Source organism: Candidatus Endomicrobiellum agilis (assembly GCF_020328115.1).
GTDB classification, from domain to species: domain Bacteria; phylum Elusimicrobiota; class Endomicrobiia; order Endomicrobiales; family Endomicrobiaceae; genus Endomicrobiellum; species Endomicrobiellum agilis.
Genome location: NZ_JAIXMW010000009.1, coordinates 36106 through 50217 on the forward strand (window position 1 = coordinate 36106; position 14112 = coordinate 50217).

Below are 14112 nucleotides of genomic sequence, written 5' to 3' on the forward strand. Positions count from 1 at the left end.
ATGTTTGGCGTTTTAATTTTCGTCGATCGTCAATATTGATAAATCGATAAGATTATCTAATTTTATTTTATAAGTTCCTGCTGTTTTATTTCATTCTGTCTGTTCTGATTTGCGAATATATAATGCTATAAAAAATACGTTTAATAATCAAATCGTTCGGATTTGGCGTTAACTGCCGCAATAATTTTTTTGTCAGTTTTTCCGCTTTTCTCCAGTTTATAGTTTTTTTATATTTTACGCGGGTTTACAGTGAAAAACATTTTCCTTTTCAGAGGATTAATATCACCCTAACGCGAAATATCTGTTTTTGTTTTATTGACACATTGATGAATTTTTATTAAAATCTTAATCATGAATTCTATAGGATGGATATTAATTAGCATAACGGCTGCTTTAATAAGTCTATGTATAGTTGCAGCGACAGTTTTTCTGGCACTTGTATTAATCAGAATAAGAAAAGCTGTAATAGAGTTTGAAAATACAATAAGAAAAGCAACCGGCAGGTTAAATATTGTCAATAAAGTTTCCGGTAAGGTCGCGTCAATAGGCTGGAGGTTGTCGTCTTTGGTTATTTCGGCTATTTCATTTCTGTTTTATGTTTTTTTGAACGTTAATAAAAAGAAAGACAAAAAATAGACGAGAGAAAGAGATGGGCGGTAATTGAAAAATACTAAACTAAAGCAACGCGCCGCAATAAATAAAAAGCATTTCTGTGCGTATCGGCGGAAATAAATATCAGACGTAAGCTGCCAAGACAGCTAAAGCTAAAATATTATACTGAGCGGCGCTGAAAGAGCGTTTTTGGCGCAGTCTGAAAATAAGCAGCCGATATGCGGGGCGATGCCGACATAGTGCGCCGATAGTTCTGACTGCACAGGAGCTTTTGAAGCGGAGAGCCGGACGTTTATAACTGTTTGACATGTAAATGTCCCGGGGGTGCAAAAAAGCGTTTTTTGTGAATAAGCTGCCAATAAGAAGCTGAGCAGTTACATGTCGCTTGACAGCAATAGCGCCGCCTGCTCAAAAAGCGGACTTAAAAAGGATTAAAAAAAAGCCTTATACTTTCTCTTCCGTCCGGATAGGGCGGGAATGGCAGGGATGAAAAAGGTAACAGCTTTTCTTTTGGTAGCAGCGTTTGTCTCAGGCTGTATGAAAATGAGTTTACCTGCAAAAAAGGGATAGTCTCCTCACATGGCATGCGCTGTACACTCCATCTCCAAGATGATAACGCAGTTTATCGTCTTCGTCAACGCCGACTAATCTAAATTTCATTAGTCCTCTCACGATAAGTACCATCAAAGAGATAATTCCAATAACAACCTTTATAACCTTGCGCAATGGCTTATTCAAGAATAAGGTCAACAGTATCTAAAGTAAAAGGGGCATACAATAAAAATTTGCAGGTCTTACATATTCATCAACTTATAAACGACGCAAGATACACCAATAAGAGTAACAGCACGAAGACCAATATTTATAACATATTTTATAAGCGAATTATGTATATTAATCACAGGAAGATATTCATACCAAGTTGCAGGATTATCATGCCAAGAAAGCCGAGAGGAAGACACAGCATTATCGGACAGGCTTGGAGCAGTTCTTTTCAGCTCAGTCGTTGATGCTGGTGTGGGAACGGTCGTAAATGTCGGCTCAGGCTCAGAAGCGTTTTGAGACTTAGGTGCAGGACTTACACTGTCAGTCAGTCTATTACAGCCAGAGATTAAGCTTACAATTAAGAACAGCGATATTATTATTTTTTTCATTTTCTTACAGGATTTTCACAACGCTTTAATTCCTCTTGAGAAATGCAAGTACCGCCATATTTACAATAACCGTATCTGGCATAACCGCATTTGTTATAACCATCTTTATTATAGTCAAGCCTATCACAGCCATCTCTATCACAGTCAAATATATCATAGCCATTTTATCATATTTATATTTTAAACAGCAGGAGGCTAAAACTGCTATTAATAGCAGTAATCTTTTCGTTGACTTATAATTATTCTCTTTGTGTTATCTATGTTGGAATAGTATGCGCTTTCAAATAATTCGGCAAGCGGCTACTCGCGGACAATCCTTGTATTTTCTTCTTCGTCATCTTTTGTTTCTTCTTTGATAGCCTATCAGCCGTGCGGTCAATTTTCTTCTTTTGGCTCCCCTATATTTGGACACGTGTAACATATATGAGACCGGGTACTGCTGTATTTCTCTTGCGGTTTCTGGCAAGGTCTTTTACATTGCTTCTTTATAGTCTTGTCTAACGGAAAACATTCAGGATAATCTCTGTTCTTCAGGCAAGGACAAAGGTCATCAATACTCATTATATGCTCCCTTTTATCTTGAGATTTATATCTGGCGTCGCTTTTGAAATTAGAGTCATTTGCTCTATTAAAGCCTTTATTACTTCCGTTTGCGCTTCCGTTGCTTCTTGCGCTCCTTGATTTACAATGGTAAAAGTTACCTCTGAGGTATCAAGCTTAAGTTTTACGTCCTCAGTGTCAACTTTTATTTTCTGGCCATGAGCAAGCTTTACTATATCAATCTCTTGGTTCGATTCGAGAAGCAGTCTTTGCTCTGGATTAATCTCAAGTTTATTCTCTCCTATATCAAGTCCTGCTTTTCCTATCTCTGGGGTCTCTTTGAAGAACGTACAATAAACAGCCGCTCCCGCCGTAACAACGGCTGCTAAAGCCCCAAATATATCCGCATAAGTCGCAGGGTTCTTCCATACGGGCGTTGCGGTGGAGCTGTTTACTATTGCCTCTGCTTCGTAATTGTAATGCGTATGCGTATCGGCAGGAACAATCTTATCTGCATATACTACTTCTTTCAGTTACCATCGACTCCTTTATTGTCTTTGTACAACCCATTGTCATCATCAGACACAACAATAAGAGGCAATCACTTTTTTCATTTTTTTACCTCTTCCGCTTTATCCTTCTTTGCATTCTGCTCCTGCTGAGCATATGCTGCTTTTAATGTATCTGCGCTTATGCCTCTCATTGCAGCAGCAATCGGTTCAATCATTTTTACAGATACCTTTGAGGCAACACTGTCCGATAGCTGGTCACAACCTATAAACATCATACAGCATACTGCCAAGCTAACTGCTTTTTTCATATCTATCCACACCTATCCTATCCTGTCCTATGCGGAACAGACAGGAGATTTTTACAACACTATTCAGACGCCGAATCGGCAGTCTGAGGACTGCCTTTCGGCTCAATTTCAAATCAATTCATGCCTGTAGTTGAACCTCATTCCACCTCTTCCTTGAAAATCAAAGAGGAAGGCGCAGCGCTATCGGGCAAGACTGGTGCAGTTTCTCTCGGCGAAGATGTTGGAGCGGGAGACTTTGAAGGTTCAAGAGCAGTCTTTGATGTCTGCGTCGGCGTTAGAACGTCTTCTCTTCCTTCATCATTCTCAACGACAGTATTCACAGTGCTTCCATGATTAGGCAGCTTGCCGCAGTCAGACATCAAACATATACATATACATATACATATACATATAATTTTTTTCATTTTCTTGGTTGACCTCAATTCTGTAAACTGAACTTATTATATCTCCGCACATATCAATCAGGTCTCTGGGAGGCTCGTCAAACTTACCGCATAACTGCCTTATCAGCGACTGTGCGGAAATGTAGATACTGCGTGTTTCCTTTAAAATGTCTTCTGTAACGCTCTCAACGTTCTCGGGCATTCTAGGCTCCTATATTGCTAGGTGCAGGCTTGAGTTTATAAAGGCGAGAATAATCAACCCCGTACTTCTCTGACTTGTATGCTTCAACATTATCATTCGTTATAATAGGTATTCCTTTAAGCTCTTCTTTTGTCGTTGCATCCAAAAAAAAAGAGCGAGTAGTTACCTTCTTAAAAATATACCAAGTATAAGAAACAATATCCTCATAACCTATATCACAAATTCCATAACCTAGCTCGCCGACTTCTTCCAAAGAAATGCTAACATCATCATCACTTTGAATATAATCTTGAATATACTCCCCTTCCAAAGGGCTTACAAGTCTATACAAAGCCACACAACCGACAGCAATAGCAGCATAAACGACAGCATTCAAAGCCCAATATGCAACTGGATTATCTACTAGGTTAATCGTAGGAACATATCCATACCAAGAAAACAAAGAGGAAGACGCAGCACTATCAGACGACGGAGCAGACTTACTCGGCTCAGGTGTTGGAGCGGGAGACTTTGAAGGTTCAAGAGCAGTCTTTGATGTCTGCGTCGGCGTTAGAACGTCTTCTCTTCCTTCATCATTCTCAACAACAGTATTCACAGTGCTTCCATGATTAAGCAGCTTGCCGCAGCCAGACATCAAACATAAACATATACATAAACATATACATAAACATATACATAAACATAAACATAAACATAAACATATACATATAATTTTTTTCATTTTCTTGGTTGACCTCAATCCTGTAAACTGAACTTATTATATCTTCGTATATCAATCAATTCTCTCGGAGGATCATTAAACTTATCTCATAACCGCCTTATTAACGACTGTGCGGAAATGTAGATACTGCGTGTTTCCTTTAAAATGTCTTCAGCGACGCTCTCAGCGTTTTCAGGTATTATTTTGTTCTTACTTTTCTTATTGCACTATTTTACATTATATAAAAAAGCAAACGAAATAAAACCATTTTCATTACTCAGCAAATTAAGATGTCGAATAGATAGCTGTGAAACTCTTACTTCTTCTTGATTTGGAATATTATAATTTTCTTGTTTTTGCGCCAAGTTTTAAACTTTTAATTAGCGCTGATAATTAGCGCTGAAAAAGCGATAAGCAAGATTAAAAAGAGCTTTAAAAGCAAAGAATTGCGGCAAGAATTGGTTTGACAAAAACTACGATAATTTTATATCATGCTTACAGCGTTATAAATTATAACAGCGACGCAGCATATCTATTCTATTTAAACTTTTAATAAAAAATAATAATTTGGAGGCGTGTTATGGCAATTAAAGTGGGTATCAATGGTTTTGGGCGTATAGGGCGTTTAGTGTTTCGGGCCGCGCAGAGCAGAAGCGATATTGAAGTAGTTGCCGTCAACGATTTAATCAGCGTTGATTATATGGCTTATATGTTGAAATACGATTCTGTTCATGGATCTTTTAAAGGAACCGTTGAAGTTAAAAATGGCAATTTGATTGTCAACGGCAACGCTGTCCGCGTGACGGCGGAAAAAAATCCTGAAGATTTGAAATGGGGAGATATAAACGCCGAATATGTTGTGGAATCGACAGGGTTATTCCTTTCCAAAGATAAAGCTCTGGCGCATATTAATGCCGGCGCAAAATATGTCGTTATGTCCGCTCCTTCTAAAGACGACACTCCTATGTTTGTCTGCGGAGTAAATTTGGATTCGTACAAAAAAGGCACGCAGTTTGTGTCTAACGCTTCTTGTACGACAAATTGTTTGGCTCCGATCGCTAAAGTGTTAAACGATAACTTTGGCATTCTTGACGGTTTGATGACTACGGTTCACGCTACTACAGCTACTCAGAAAACTGTCGACGGACCGTCTGCTAAAGACTGGAGAGGCGGTAGAGCCGCATCCGGCAATATTATCCCTTCTTCTACAGGCGCTGCTAAAGCTGTGGGGAAAGTAATTCCTCAGTTAAACGGCAAATTGACGGGTATGTCGTTCCGTATTCCTACGCTTGATGTTTCGGTTGTCGATTTAACGGTTAATTTGGCAAAATCCGCTTCTTACGACCAGATTAAGGCTGCTATGAAGTCAGCTTCTGAAAACGACCTCAAAGGAATTTTAGGTTATACTGAAGACGAAGTTGTGTCTTCGGATTTTCTCGGCGACGCGCGCACTTCAATATTTGACGCGAAAGCCGGAATTGCTTTAACGGACAAGTTTGTAAAAGTTGTTTCATGGTATGACAATGAATGGGGTTATTCCAATAAAGTTCTGGAACTCATTGCTTATATGAAAAAAGTAAACGGATAAAATTAAGAAAATAAGTTTTAAAAACGCCGTCGTCCCGCGAACGGCGGGTTTAGTTTCGTTTAAAAATAACTTGTAAGACCGCACGTACACATGATTTTGTGTGGTGCGGTCTTCGGTCTTAATGAGGTATAAAATGAAAAAGACGCTTAAAGACATTGACGTAAGAGGCAAAAAAGTTTTAGTCCGCGTGGATTATAATGTTCCGCTTGACGCGAATCTTAAAATTACAAACGATAAAAGAATAGCTGCAACTCTTCCGACTATACAGTACCTTTTGGACGAAAACGCCGCAATAATTCTTATGGCTCATTTGGGAAGACCAAAGGGAAAAAATGTTCCCGAACTGAGCTTAGAACCAGTTCCGGCGCGTTTAAGCGAACTTCTCGGCAAGTCTGTTAAATTTGTCGGCGGTGATTGCATAGACCGGCAATCAAAAAAAGCGGCTGCCGATTTAAAGTCCGGCGAAATACTTTTATTGGAGAATCTTAGATTTCATCCTGAAGAAGAGGGTAAAAACGCTTCAGGCGAAAAAGATAAAGCTGCGATGGACGGATTTGCGAAAGAGCTTGCTTCAATGGGCGAAGTTTTTGTCCAAGACGCTTTCGGGACGATGCACAGATCCCATGCTTCAACCGCGGGCATTGTCAAATATGTTAAAGATGCCGCGGCGGGATTTCTTGTTGAGAAAGAATTGAAATTTTTAGGCGAAGCGCTTGAGAATCCAGCAAGACCTTTCTTGGCAATTCTCGGCGGGGCAAAAGTGTCGGATAAAATAAACGTCATAGAAAATCTTTTGAATAAAGTTAATGCGATTATAATTGGCGGAGCGATGGCGTACACTTTCTTAAAATCTCAGGGAGTAAACACTGGAACTTCTTTGGTTGAAGACGATAAACTTGGCTTGGCGGCTGAGCTTCTTAAAAAATCCAAAGAGAAAAAAGTTGATTTTTTGCTTCCCGTCGACCATATAATTACGGATAAGGCGGACTTTGCAAATAAAAGGGTGCCGTGTGACGCGGTGGTAAAAACTACTGGCGGCGCGTCGATATCTGAAAAATTTATGGGTGTTGACATAGGTCCTAAATCGATAAAAAAATTCTCTGAAGCAGTTATATCCGCAAAGACTATAGTCTGGAACGGACCGCTGGGCGTATTTGAAATAGATGAGTTTTCTAAAGGAACGGTTGAAATTGCGAAACTTGCGGCTGAAGCGACTGATAAAGGGGCGATATCTGTGGTCGGCGGCGGAGATTCTGTCGCTGCGGTTAAAAAAGCAGGCGTAGATAAAAGGATAAGCCATATTTCTACAGGCGGCGGAGCGTCCTTAGAATTCCTTGAAGGCAAGGAACTTCCCGGAATCACAGCTCTTCCTGATAAAAAATAGTTTGTTTTGCCGTTCCGGGCAATTGATTTATAATTGCAATAAAGCTGTAGAGCAATTGCGGCTGTGGACTTTATATATCCGAAATATCGGCAAAATATTTAAAGAGCTTGGTGCTTTTTGTTGTTTTATGTTATAATAAAAAATTATGGAAATATTGTTTTTTATTTTTAAAATCACTCATTATGTGACGTGCGGCGGATTGATTCTTGTGGTTCTCGTACAGGGCGGAAAAAGCGGCGGTATGGCAAATATTTTCGGCGGAGGCGGAGCAGATCAGGTTTTCAATGCTCCTTCGGGAATGGCTTTTATAAAAAAGTTGACCATCTTTATGGCATGTGTATTTTTATTTACTTCTTTAATGCTTACAAAGCTTTCTCCAGCTCTGTCTGTTGCCAATTAGCTCTTTAGTAATTTCAGTAAGTACGACTATAAGCAGATGGTAAAATGGAGTTGCTGGGGTGGCGGAATTGGCATACGCGCACGTTTGAGGGGCGTGTCCTTAACTGGATGCGGGTTCAAATCCCGCCCTCAGCATTTTAAAAAATAAACACGTCCGGTCTTTTATAAAAACTTTTGCGGGTGTAGTTCAGCGGTAGAACGTCTCGTTGCCAACGAGAAGGTCGTGGGTTCAAGTCCCATCGCCCGCTTTTGTTTTAATAAGCGGTCTTAAAGGCTGGCTTTTTTTATCTCTTATTATATTACGACCAAACAAAGCAAGTCGTTTTTATTATCAGATATGCCGTTTTAGATGAACTCGTCGCGGTGTGCGTAGCGATAGGCAATGTAGTTAAGCATACCATGCAGATAGTGAGAGACGAACTCGGTGTTATGTGCGTAGCGGCGAGGCGATAGTCTGCACGGCATACGTTTAAACGCACGGAAGAAAATTTGCATTATAATCGTTTTGTCATGGTTAACAGCTAAACGGCAGAAGCGAGCCTAAAAATTGATTTTTGAATGCGGAAGAGGAACCAATAGGCTGGTATGCACATAATATACACATAATCACGGGATTATCATTGTCTGCAGTCTGCGTTTTGGGGAGGTAAGAATGAATCGGGACGAGTTGCGTATGAGGAATGTTATCTTGGCACTTTGTTTATTGATATTAGTTCCTTTGATATTGGCTGCTCAGCTTGGTTTTTGCATTGCTTTCTTGGAGACGACACTAGGAATAAATATAATGGACAAATGTGAAAACGACCATAAGGATATCGCTGGCGTGTGTTTGGCAAGAGGCAAAAAAGGTGTGCGATTTTGAAATGGGCTGCCTCTAATTTGCATTAGAGGCACCGCAAATCACACGCTTTTTTTTACTCCCTTTTTTTTCCACGCACAAACCAAAATTTGACTTTTTTGCAACTTTTTGGCTAGACTATAGTTGCAACGTAAAACGGTCTCAGGTTTTGGAAAAAAAGGCGACCTTCGGTTTTTGAATAATTGATTATCATGGTCTCAGCCGAGCGTGAGACTAGAAAAAAGCAATTTGGTATAGGATAGATATGAGAAGAGTGCTTGTAGTATTATTGTTGTGTATGATGTTGATAGGTTGCGGTAAACAAGAAGTTATTAAGTACGTGCCAACTGAAAAAGCAGTGGTAACCGAAGTGGAAAGAATTNCTAGAAAAAAGCAATTTGGTATAGGATAGATATGAGAAGAGTGCTTGTAGTATTATTGTTGTGTATGATGTTGATAGGTTGCGGTAAACAAGAAGTTATTAAGTACGTGCCAACTGAAAAAGCAGTGGTAACCGAAGTGGAAAGAATTGTACCCAGAGACACTATAATCACCGAAATGAATTATCTAAAACTAGGAGGGACTATCTGTGGCGGGATAGTTGCTGCTCTTGGTATAGTATTTGGATTATCGCATGTGCCATACATTGGCACACCATTTAGACAAGTTCACGTTACGGCAAAATAAAGTTTAAGCGGTTCCAACCTCATTAAGAAATTTATTATTACTTCCGCCTGTCCGCATAGGATAGGATAGGATAGGATAGGATAGGATAGGATAGGATAGGATAGGATAGGATAGGAATGAAAAAAGCAATATCAGCTGTATTAACGCTGTTACTTATATCGGGTTGTGTTGCCCCGCCTCGTCAACTATCCAAGTCAGACGCTGTTGCAGAGGTTATCGAATCGGTACAAACAGAGGCACGCCAAGAAGCACCTGCCGACATATGCCCAGAGCAACAAAAATGCCCTGTATTGCAACCAAACAGCAACACAGGACTTAAGATAGCTTTAGTCTCTTTCATTTTACTTTTTGTGGTTGCGTCAGGTCTGTGTTATTATTTTTTCAAATGCGAAAAGTCGTCCACATTAGAGGCTATCGGAGCGACGGCTAGAGAAAAAGTAGCCTTACAAGATAATGCTAGCCTCAACAACGAAATCCAACAGCTTAAAGCAAATAAAAACAACGAGGGAGTCGGAGTAGGCGAAAAGGCACAGCTTGTAAGAGCGAATCGAGACCTGCAGGAGAGTGTGAACTTCTTAGAAATGCAGTTGTCCACGAAAGAGCAAGAGCTAAACTATGCCCTTGGTGAACTACGGCAAACAAAAGAAAAAGGCGCTCAGGTATTGCAGAATAACAAAAATCTTAACGCCGACAACGAACAGCTTGTCCAAAAGAACAACCTTCTGGTGTCCGAGAACGCCACACTGAAGCAAGATATCCTCAAGGTGAACAAAAAAAATGATATCCACCTGCAACAAAAGCAAGAGTTGGCACGCCAGAACGATGTTTGGTCACGAAACATTATAGACATTAAAGCCGCTAATTTTCAGCTTGAGCAAGAAATAAAAAGGCTTAAGGCAGCGCTTGCAAAACATAACTGATTTGTATGCAGTTAAATGAAGATAAAGATAAAAAGGATTTTAGATTTCGTTATTACTTCCGCCTGTCCGCATAGGATAGGATAGGATAGGATAGGATAGGATAGGATAGGAATGAAAAAAGTAATATCGTTGTTGTTATGTATAGTCTTAGTCTCTGGCTGTGGTAAGCAACCAGCTGTCGAATTGGCTCCGATTAACGTTCTGCCGTCCGCGCCGACAATTGATAATAAGGTTTTATTAGACCCTAAAAATTTCCCAGCTACTAACGTCACTCATAATCATTATACGCTCATTGAATTCAACGGGGACAAGCTGGCAGAGCTATGGAGCAAAACACCGCAAAAAGTTAAGTATGCAATATATGGTGTTAGTGCTTTTATTGTATTGCTGTTGTCCGCTCATGGTGTGTTTAGTTTTCTCGCACGTCTTGGGATACTCAAAGACCATTCTGCTGTTACGTCAATTAAGGTTGATACTTCTGGCTCTACATTGAAAGGCGAGGTATCGTTGCAAGCAGGTTCGTCTGTATCAATAGACCCAAGTAATAACAGTGTTGCTATAGACCAGAACAATGGTCATAATTTGGTTGTAACTACTCGTTCTTCTCGTCCTGCATCAAGCGTTCCGTCTTCAGACAGTCCGCCTTCAGGGTAGCCGATTTCCGAGTTGTCTAAAATGCATACTATTCCAAGATAGGATAATACAAAGAGAATGAAGAAAAAGAGAATGAAGAAAATAATATCGTTGTTCTTAATAGCGAGTTTAATCTCAGGTTGTGATAAACTAACTGATATCGTAAGGCCTGTAGCACCACAGTCCTTAAATGCCACCTCTCTTGCACCTAAGTCTCCAAAAGTTCCCGCTCCTAAGCCTTCAAATACTCCCATTCCAACATCTTCGACGAAAGAAACTGCACCAGTCTTGCCCGATAGTGCTGTGTCTTCTTCTTTGTTTTCTTGGTATGGATATGTTCCTACGATTAACCTAGTAGATAATCCAGTTGTATATTGGGCTTTGAATGCTGTCGTTTATGCTGTTATTCTTGCTGGTATTGTTTTCAGTTATGCGTTGTGTAGAGAAAAAAAATCTACAATAAATCAGCCGGCATCTGTAAATCAGATACCACCTGCCCAGCCCAACCAGCCACCATTTGCACCACCTGTACAGCAGCCCGCACCGCCGCCACCACTACAACAGCCAAACCCAGCGCCGCCGCCTGTAAATCAGATACTACCTGACCAACCCAACCCGCAACAATTTGCCCAGCCCAACCTGCCACCACCTGACCAGCCTGTAAATCCGCCACAGCCTGTAAATCAGATACCGCCTGTACAGCCCGACCCGCCGCCATTTGTACCACCCGCCCAGCCTGTAAATCATATACCACCTGTAAATCAGATAATACCACCTGCCCAGTCCAACCCGCCACAATTCGCACCGCCTGCACAGTCCGCAAATCAGTTTCCGCCAATTTCTTTATCGACGCCGAATTTTCCTAACTTTTCACAAGTACCAAGTTTTCCATTTGTGACATTCAGACAGTTTTCATCAAATCCACCGCCTCAATTCAATCCTCCGCCTCAATTCAATCCACCAAATCAACCCAATCCTTTTCAGGGCGGTCCGAACCAGCATCCTCCCGTTAACCCTTACCCTGCGTTTAATCCGGACTTGTTTGCGGAGCCTATTTTCGCTCCTCCACCCGTGCAGGTTCAGGCAAACCACGATTATGTGGTGCTTCCTCCCGTGCCGTTTCAGGCAAGACCCGATAACGAAGTCCCTCAGCCTAATAAGAACCAAGGCAGAGGCAGAGTTGTCAGAGGCAACTTACACTAGACTAGACTTTGGTATCTGCAAAAGATACATAAAGGATACATTATGAGTCTAAGGCAAGCCGAGCCAATCACACCTATCCCATTTGTGACAATCAAACAGTTTTCCTCTAAATAATTGCAAAATTTTAGTAAAAGCTTGTATAATAATTATAGTACTCTTGTTCTCACAATATGGCAAGATTACTCTAATAACCTTTTATTATTATTTCAGAATAGACGCAGCGGGTAACTCCGTTGCGTTTGTTTTTTTGGTAGCGAACGTGCGAAACAGAGCAACCTGATTTCAGTTTTTGGGAAAAAAGGCGACCTTCGGAAAAAAGATAATTGATTATTTTGGTCTCAGCCGAGCGGGAAACTCGAAAAGGCAATTGGTAGCGGTATCATTTGTCATTAATATTTGTAGTTAAAAGGCTTGTAATTGTCGGCAAAATGTGGTATCATTGGTATAGCAGATAGATGGTATTATTAGCGTGATTGCAGTGTTATCGGCGGTGATGTTCGAGTATATTCTTGTTTTATAGTAAAAAAAAGGCAGGAGCGGATAATGAAACAGCCAAGCAAAAAAGAGCTAAAAGAAATAATAAAAAGAGCGATGGCTGAGAATGAGGACTGGGGAAACAGGTATAAACAAGTATCTCGGGAAAGCGGATTAACACGGGTGTAGAGATTTTGTACAACTAATAATTAGAAGCAGAGAATACGCGCATGGGAGCGGCAACTGAATTAATGGTTGTTGACGGCGTCGGCAGTAAAGTAGAAATTGCAGAAAAAGCAGAAATAAAAGAAGAATGGTTTGACAGATTTATCAGCTATTTGGACGCCACGCCGACAACTGTAAAAGCGTACAAATACGAATTAATTCACTTTGCAAAGTACCTGACTGACACACAAAAAACAACGCCGACACGGGAAGATATTATCGGATATCGTGAATATCTGAAAAGTAAATATAAACCAGCGACAACGATTTTTCGTCTGGGAGTAGTGAAGCTTTTCTTCAGGTGGCTGGCAAGCGAGAACCTGTACAAAAACATCTATAGGAAAAAGGAATTATGCTATAATAGCGTTATCGGCAACGTGCGGATTGAGGACGATAGAACTCGCAAGAGCGAATGTTGAAGACTTGAGAAATATCGGAGACATGGAAGTATTGTATCTGCAGGGGAAAGGCAGAAATGAAAAAACGGAATATACTAAAATTGGGGAAAAGGTGAGCATGGCGATACTGGAGTATTTGTCAGATATTGCGAGCGATATAAAAGCAGAAAGCCCGCTGTTTATGGTGTTCTCGGACGGGAACAAAGGCAAGCGTTTAGCGACAAGAAGTTTGCGTAAAATAATAAAGCAGGCATACAAAGAAGCAGGTCTGAATTCCGACAGGTTTACGTCGCACAGTTTGAGACATACGGCGATAACGTTGTCGCTGGCAGGCGGAGCAACACTGCAGGAAGCACAGCAGTTCGCAAGACACGGCAACATAAACACGACGATGATATATTCGCGCAATCTGGAACTGCAAAAAAACAGGAAGATACAACGCCCAGCGGAGTTTTGCAGCAGTTTTTTAAAAGATATTTAGAGCGTGATACCAATGAGAAAAATGATAAGAAACATCGCATTGGGTGCCGAGTTGATTATGTGACTTGGTCAAGGTTACAGGTGCGAGCAAAGCAGAAGAATATGTCGCTGAGTTCGCTGTGCATGAATATACTTGAAGAACAAATGATTGAGTACAAAAAGAACGAAATGAAATGAGGCGTGTCGGGAAGCCAAACAAATAATCTGACATAATAGGATAGTAGTTAAGATGAAAAAAATTATATGTATATGTATATGTATATGTATATCGCTAACCGCAGGGTGCGGGAAACAGGCTCAGACGAAGCCGTTGCCTCAACCCGCGCAACAGATGGCGGTCAAGAAATTGGCTCCGCTAGGTAACAATAAAGAATCTGCTTCTGTTGAGAAATTACAAGAGGAGGCGTCCGAAGTATTGGAAACCTCAAAAAGTTATCTTGAATCAGGTTATGGATTTGCAAGAAATCATTGG

The 14112-nt window shown here is 40.6% G+C and carries 18 protein-coding genes and 2 tRNA genes; 14 read left to right on the forward strand and 6 right to left on the reverse strand.

What is annotated here, in order from left to right; translation table 11 throughout:
* Positions 1-351: 351 nt before the first annotated feature.
* The gene (locus tag LE179_RS05910) at positions 352-636 is read left to right on the forward strand and encodes a hypothetical protein (protein ID WP_374129454.1); all 285 of its coding nucleotides are present in this window, start codon (positions 352-354) and stop codon (positions 634-636) included.
* 770 nt (positions 637-1406) lie between these two features.
* Here the strand turns inward: LE179_RS05910 and LE179_RS05915 are convergent.
* From LE179_RS05915 to LE179_RS05940, 6 genes are all read right to left on the reverse strand, one after another.
* Positions 1407-1766 carry a hypothetical protein gene (locus tag LE179_RS05915; RefSeq protein ID WP_374129455.1) on the reverse strand — a complete coding sequence of 120 codons (360 nt, stop codon included), beginning with the start codon at positions 1764-1766 and terminating at the stop codon, positions 1407-1409.
* A gap of 25 nt (positions 1767-1791) precedes the next feature.
* Positions 1792-1929 (reverse strand): hypothetical protein, encoded by a 138-nt coding sequence (locus tag LE179_RS05920; RefSeq protein WP_374129456.1) that lies wholly within the window; start codon positions 1927-1929, stop codon positions 1792-1794.
* Positions 1930-2916: 987 nt separating this feature from the next.
* Positions 2917-3126 carry a hypothetical protein gene (locus LE179_RS05925; protein WP_374129457.1) on the reverse strand — a complete coding sequence of 70 codons (210 nt, stop codon included), beginning with the start codon at positions 3124-3126 and terminating at the stop codon, positions 2917-2919.
* A 137-nt stretch (positions 3127-3263) separates the two neighbouring features.
* Positions 3264-3530, reverse strand: coding sequence for a hypothetical protein (locus tag LE179_RS05930; RefSeq protein ID WP_374129458.1), 267 nt, complete (start codon positions 3528-3530; stop codon positions 3264-3266).
* Positions 3478-3711, reverse strand: a complete 234-nt coding sequence (locus LE179_RS05935) for a hypothetical protein (RefSeq protein WP_374129459.1) — start codon at positions 3709-3711, stop codon at positions 3478-3480. The genes LE179_RS05930 and LE179_RS05935 overlap by 53 nt, the downstream gene beginning before the upstream one ends.
* A 1-nt stretch (position 3712) precedes the next feature.
* Positions 3713-4432, reverse strand: coding sequence for a hypothetical protein (locus LE179_RS05940; RefSeq protein ID WP_374129460.1), 720 nt, complete (start codon positions 4430-4432; stop codon positions 3713-3715).
* Between the two features lie 559 nt (positions 4433-4991).
* Between LE179_RS05940 and gap the strand changes: the two genes are divergently transcribed.
* The 13 genes from gap to LE179_RS06005 form a co-directional block, all read left to right on the forward strand.
* On the forward strand, positions 4992-5999 hold the full coding sequence (gene gap, locus LE179_RS05945; protein ID WP_374129461.1) for a type I glyceraldehyde-3-phosphate dehydrogenase: 1008 nt from the start codon (positions 4992-4994) through the stop codon (positions 5997-5999).
* A 133-nt stretch (positions 6000-6132) separates the two neighbouring features.
* Entirely contained in the window at positions 6133-7383 is a 1251-nt protein-coding gene (pgk, locus tag LE179_RS05950; RefSeq protein ID WP_374129462.1) for a phosphoglycerate kinase, read from the forward strand.
* A 145-nt stretch (positions 7384-7528) separates the two neighbouring features.
* Positions 7529-7783: a preprotein translocase subunit SecG gene (gene secG, locus LE179_RS05955; RefSeq protein ID WP_374129463.1), complete on the forward strand. Its 255-nt coding sequence runs from the start codon at positions 7529-7531 to the stop codon at positions 7781-7783.
* Positions 7784-7835: 52 nt separating this feature from the next.
* Positions 7836-7917 (forward strand) — tRNA-Leu (locus tag LE179_RS05960).
* Positions 7918-7958: 41 nt separating this feature from the next.
* A tRNA-Gly gene (locus LE179_RS05965) sits at positions 7959-8030 on the forward strand.
* Between the two features lie 404 nt (positions 8031-8434).
* Entirely contained in the window at positions 8435-8644 is a 210-nt protein-coding gene (locus LE179_RS05970; protein ID WP_374129464.1) for a hypothetical protein, read from the forward strand.
* A gap of 390 nt (positions 8645-9034) precedes the next feature.
* On the forward strand, positions 9035-9307 hold the full coding sequence (locus LE179_RS05975) for a hypothetical protein (RefSeq protein WP_374129465.1): 273 nt from the start codon (positions 9035-9037) through the stop codon (positions 9305-9307).
* A gap of 116 nt (positions 9308-9423) precedes the next feature.
* Positions 9424-10227 (forward strand): hypothetical protein, encoded by an 804-nt coding sequence (locus LE179_RS05980; protein ID WP_374129466.1) that lies wholly within the window; start codon positions 9424-9426, stop codon positions 10225-10227.
* A gap of 111 nt (positions 10228-10338) precedes the next feature.
* Positions 10339-10881, forward strand: coding sequence for a hypothetical protein (locus LE179_RS05985; RefSeq protein ID WP_374129467.1), 543 nt, complete (start codon positions 10339-10341; stop codon positions 10879-10881).
* Between the two features lie 72 nt (positions 10882-10953).
* Positions 10954-12063 (forward strand): hypothetical protein, encoded by a 1110-nt coding sequence (locus tag LE179_RS05990; protein WP_374129468.1) that lies wholly within the window; start codon positions 10954-10956, stop codon positions 12061-12063.
* 704 nt (positions 12064-12767) lie between these two features.
* Positions 12768-13181, forward strand: coding sequence for a site-specific integrase (locus LE179_RS05995; protein ID WP_374129469.1), 414 nt, complete (start codon positions 12768-12770; stop codon positions 13179-13181).
* Entirely contained in the window at positions 13123-13641 is a 519-nt protein-coding gene (locus tag LE179_RS06000; protein WP_374129473.1) for a tyrosine-type recombinase/integrase, read from the forward strand. The genes LE179_RS05995 and LE179_RS06000 overlap by 59 nt, the downstream gene beginning before the upstream one ends.
* A gap of 228 nt (positions 13642-13869) precedes the next feature.
* Positions 13870-14112, forward strand: a 243-nt coding sequence (locus LE179_RS06005) for a hypothetical protein (protein WP_374129470.1), incomplete at its 3' end; no start/stop codon positions are given.

Excerpts from the sequence above, each read along its gene's own strand:
- LE179_RS05940 (WP_374129460.1), bottom strand. The coding sequence starts at position 4,432 with ATGAAAAAAATTATATGTATATGTTTATGTTTATGTTTATGTTTATGT.
- LE179_RS05930 (WP_374129458.1), bottom strand. The coding sequence starts at position 3,530 with ATGAAAAAAATTATATGTATATGTATATGTATATGTATATGTTTGATG.
- LE179_RS05995 (WP_374129469.1), top strand. The coding sequence starts at position 12,768 with ATGGGAGCGGCAACTGAATTAATGGTTGTTGACGGCGTCGGCAGTAAA.
- LE179_RS05970 (WP_374129464.1), top strand. The coding sequence starts at position 8,435 with ATGAATCGGGACGAGTTGCGTATGAGGAATGTTATCTTGGCACTTTGT.
- LE179_RS05925 (WP_374129457.1), bottom strand. The coding sequence starts at position 3,126 with ATGAAAAAAGCAGTTAGCTTGGCAGTATGCTGTATGATGTTTATAGGT.
- gap (WP_374129461.1), top strand. The coding sequence starts at position 4,992 with ATGGCAATTAAAGTGGGTATCAATGGTTTTGGGCGTATAGGGCGTTTA.
- pgk (WP_374129462.1), top strand. The coding sequence starts at position 6,133 with ATGAAAAAGACGCTTAAAGACATTGACGTAAGAGGCAAAAAAGTTTTA.
- LE179_RS05920 (WP_374129456.1), bottom strand. The coding sequence starts at position 1,929 with ATGGCTATGATATATTTGACTGTGATAGAGATGGCTGTGATAGGCTTG.
- LE179_RS05985 (WP_374129467.1), top strand. The coding sequence starts at position 10,339 with ATGAAAAAAGTAATATCGTTGTTGTTATGTATAGTCTTAGTCTCTGGC.
- LE179_RS05935 (WP_374129459.1), bottom strand. The coding sequence starts at position 3,711 with ATGCCCGAGAACGTTGAGAGCGTTACAGAAGACATTTTAAAGGAAACA.
- LE179_RS05975 (WP_374129465.1), top strand. The coding sequence starts at position 9,035 with ATGAGAAGAGTGCTTGTAGTATTATTGTTGTGTATGATGTTGATAGGT.
- LE179_RS05915 (WP_374129455.1), bottom strand. The coding sequence starts at position 1,766 with ATGAAAAAAATAATAATATCGCTGTTCTTAATTGTAAGCTTAATCTCT.
- LE179_RS05910 (WP_374129454.1), top strand. The coding sequence starts at position 352 with ATGAATTCTATAGGATGGATATTAATTAGCATAACGGCTGCTTTAATA.
- LE179_RS05980 (WP_374129466.1), top strand. The coding sequence starts at position 9,424 with ATGAAAAAAGCAATATCAGCTGTATTAACGCTGTTACTTATATCGGGT.
- LE179_RS05990 (WP_374129468.1), top strand. The coding sequence starts at position 10,954 with ATGAAGAAAATAATATCGTTGTTCTTAATAGCGAGTTTAATCTCAGGT.
- secG (WP_374129463.1), top strand. The coding sequence starts at position 7,529 with ATGGAAATATTGTTTTTTATTTTTAAAATCACTCATTATGTGACGTGC.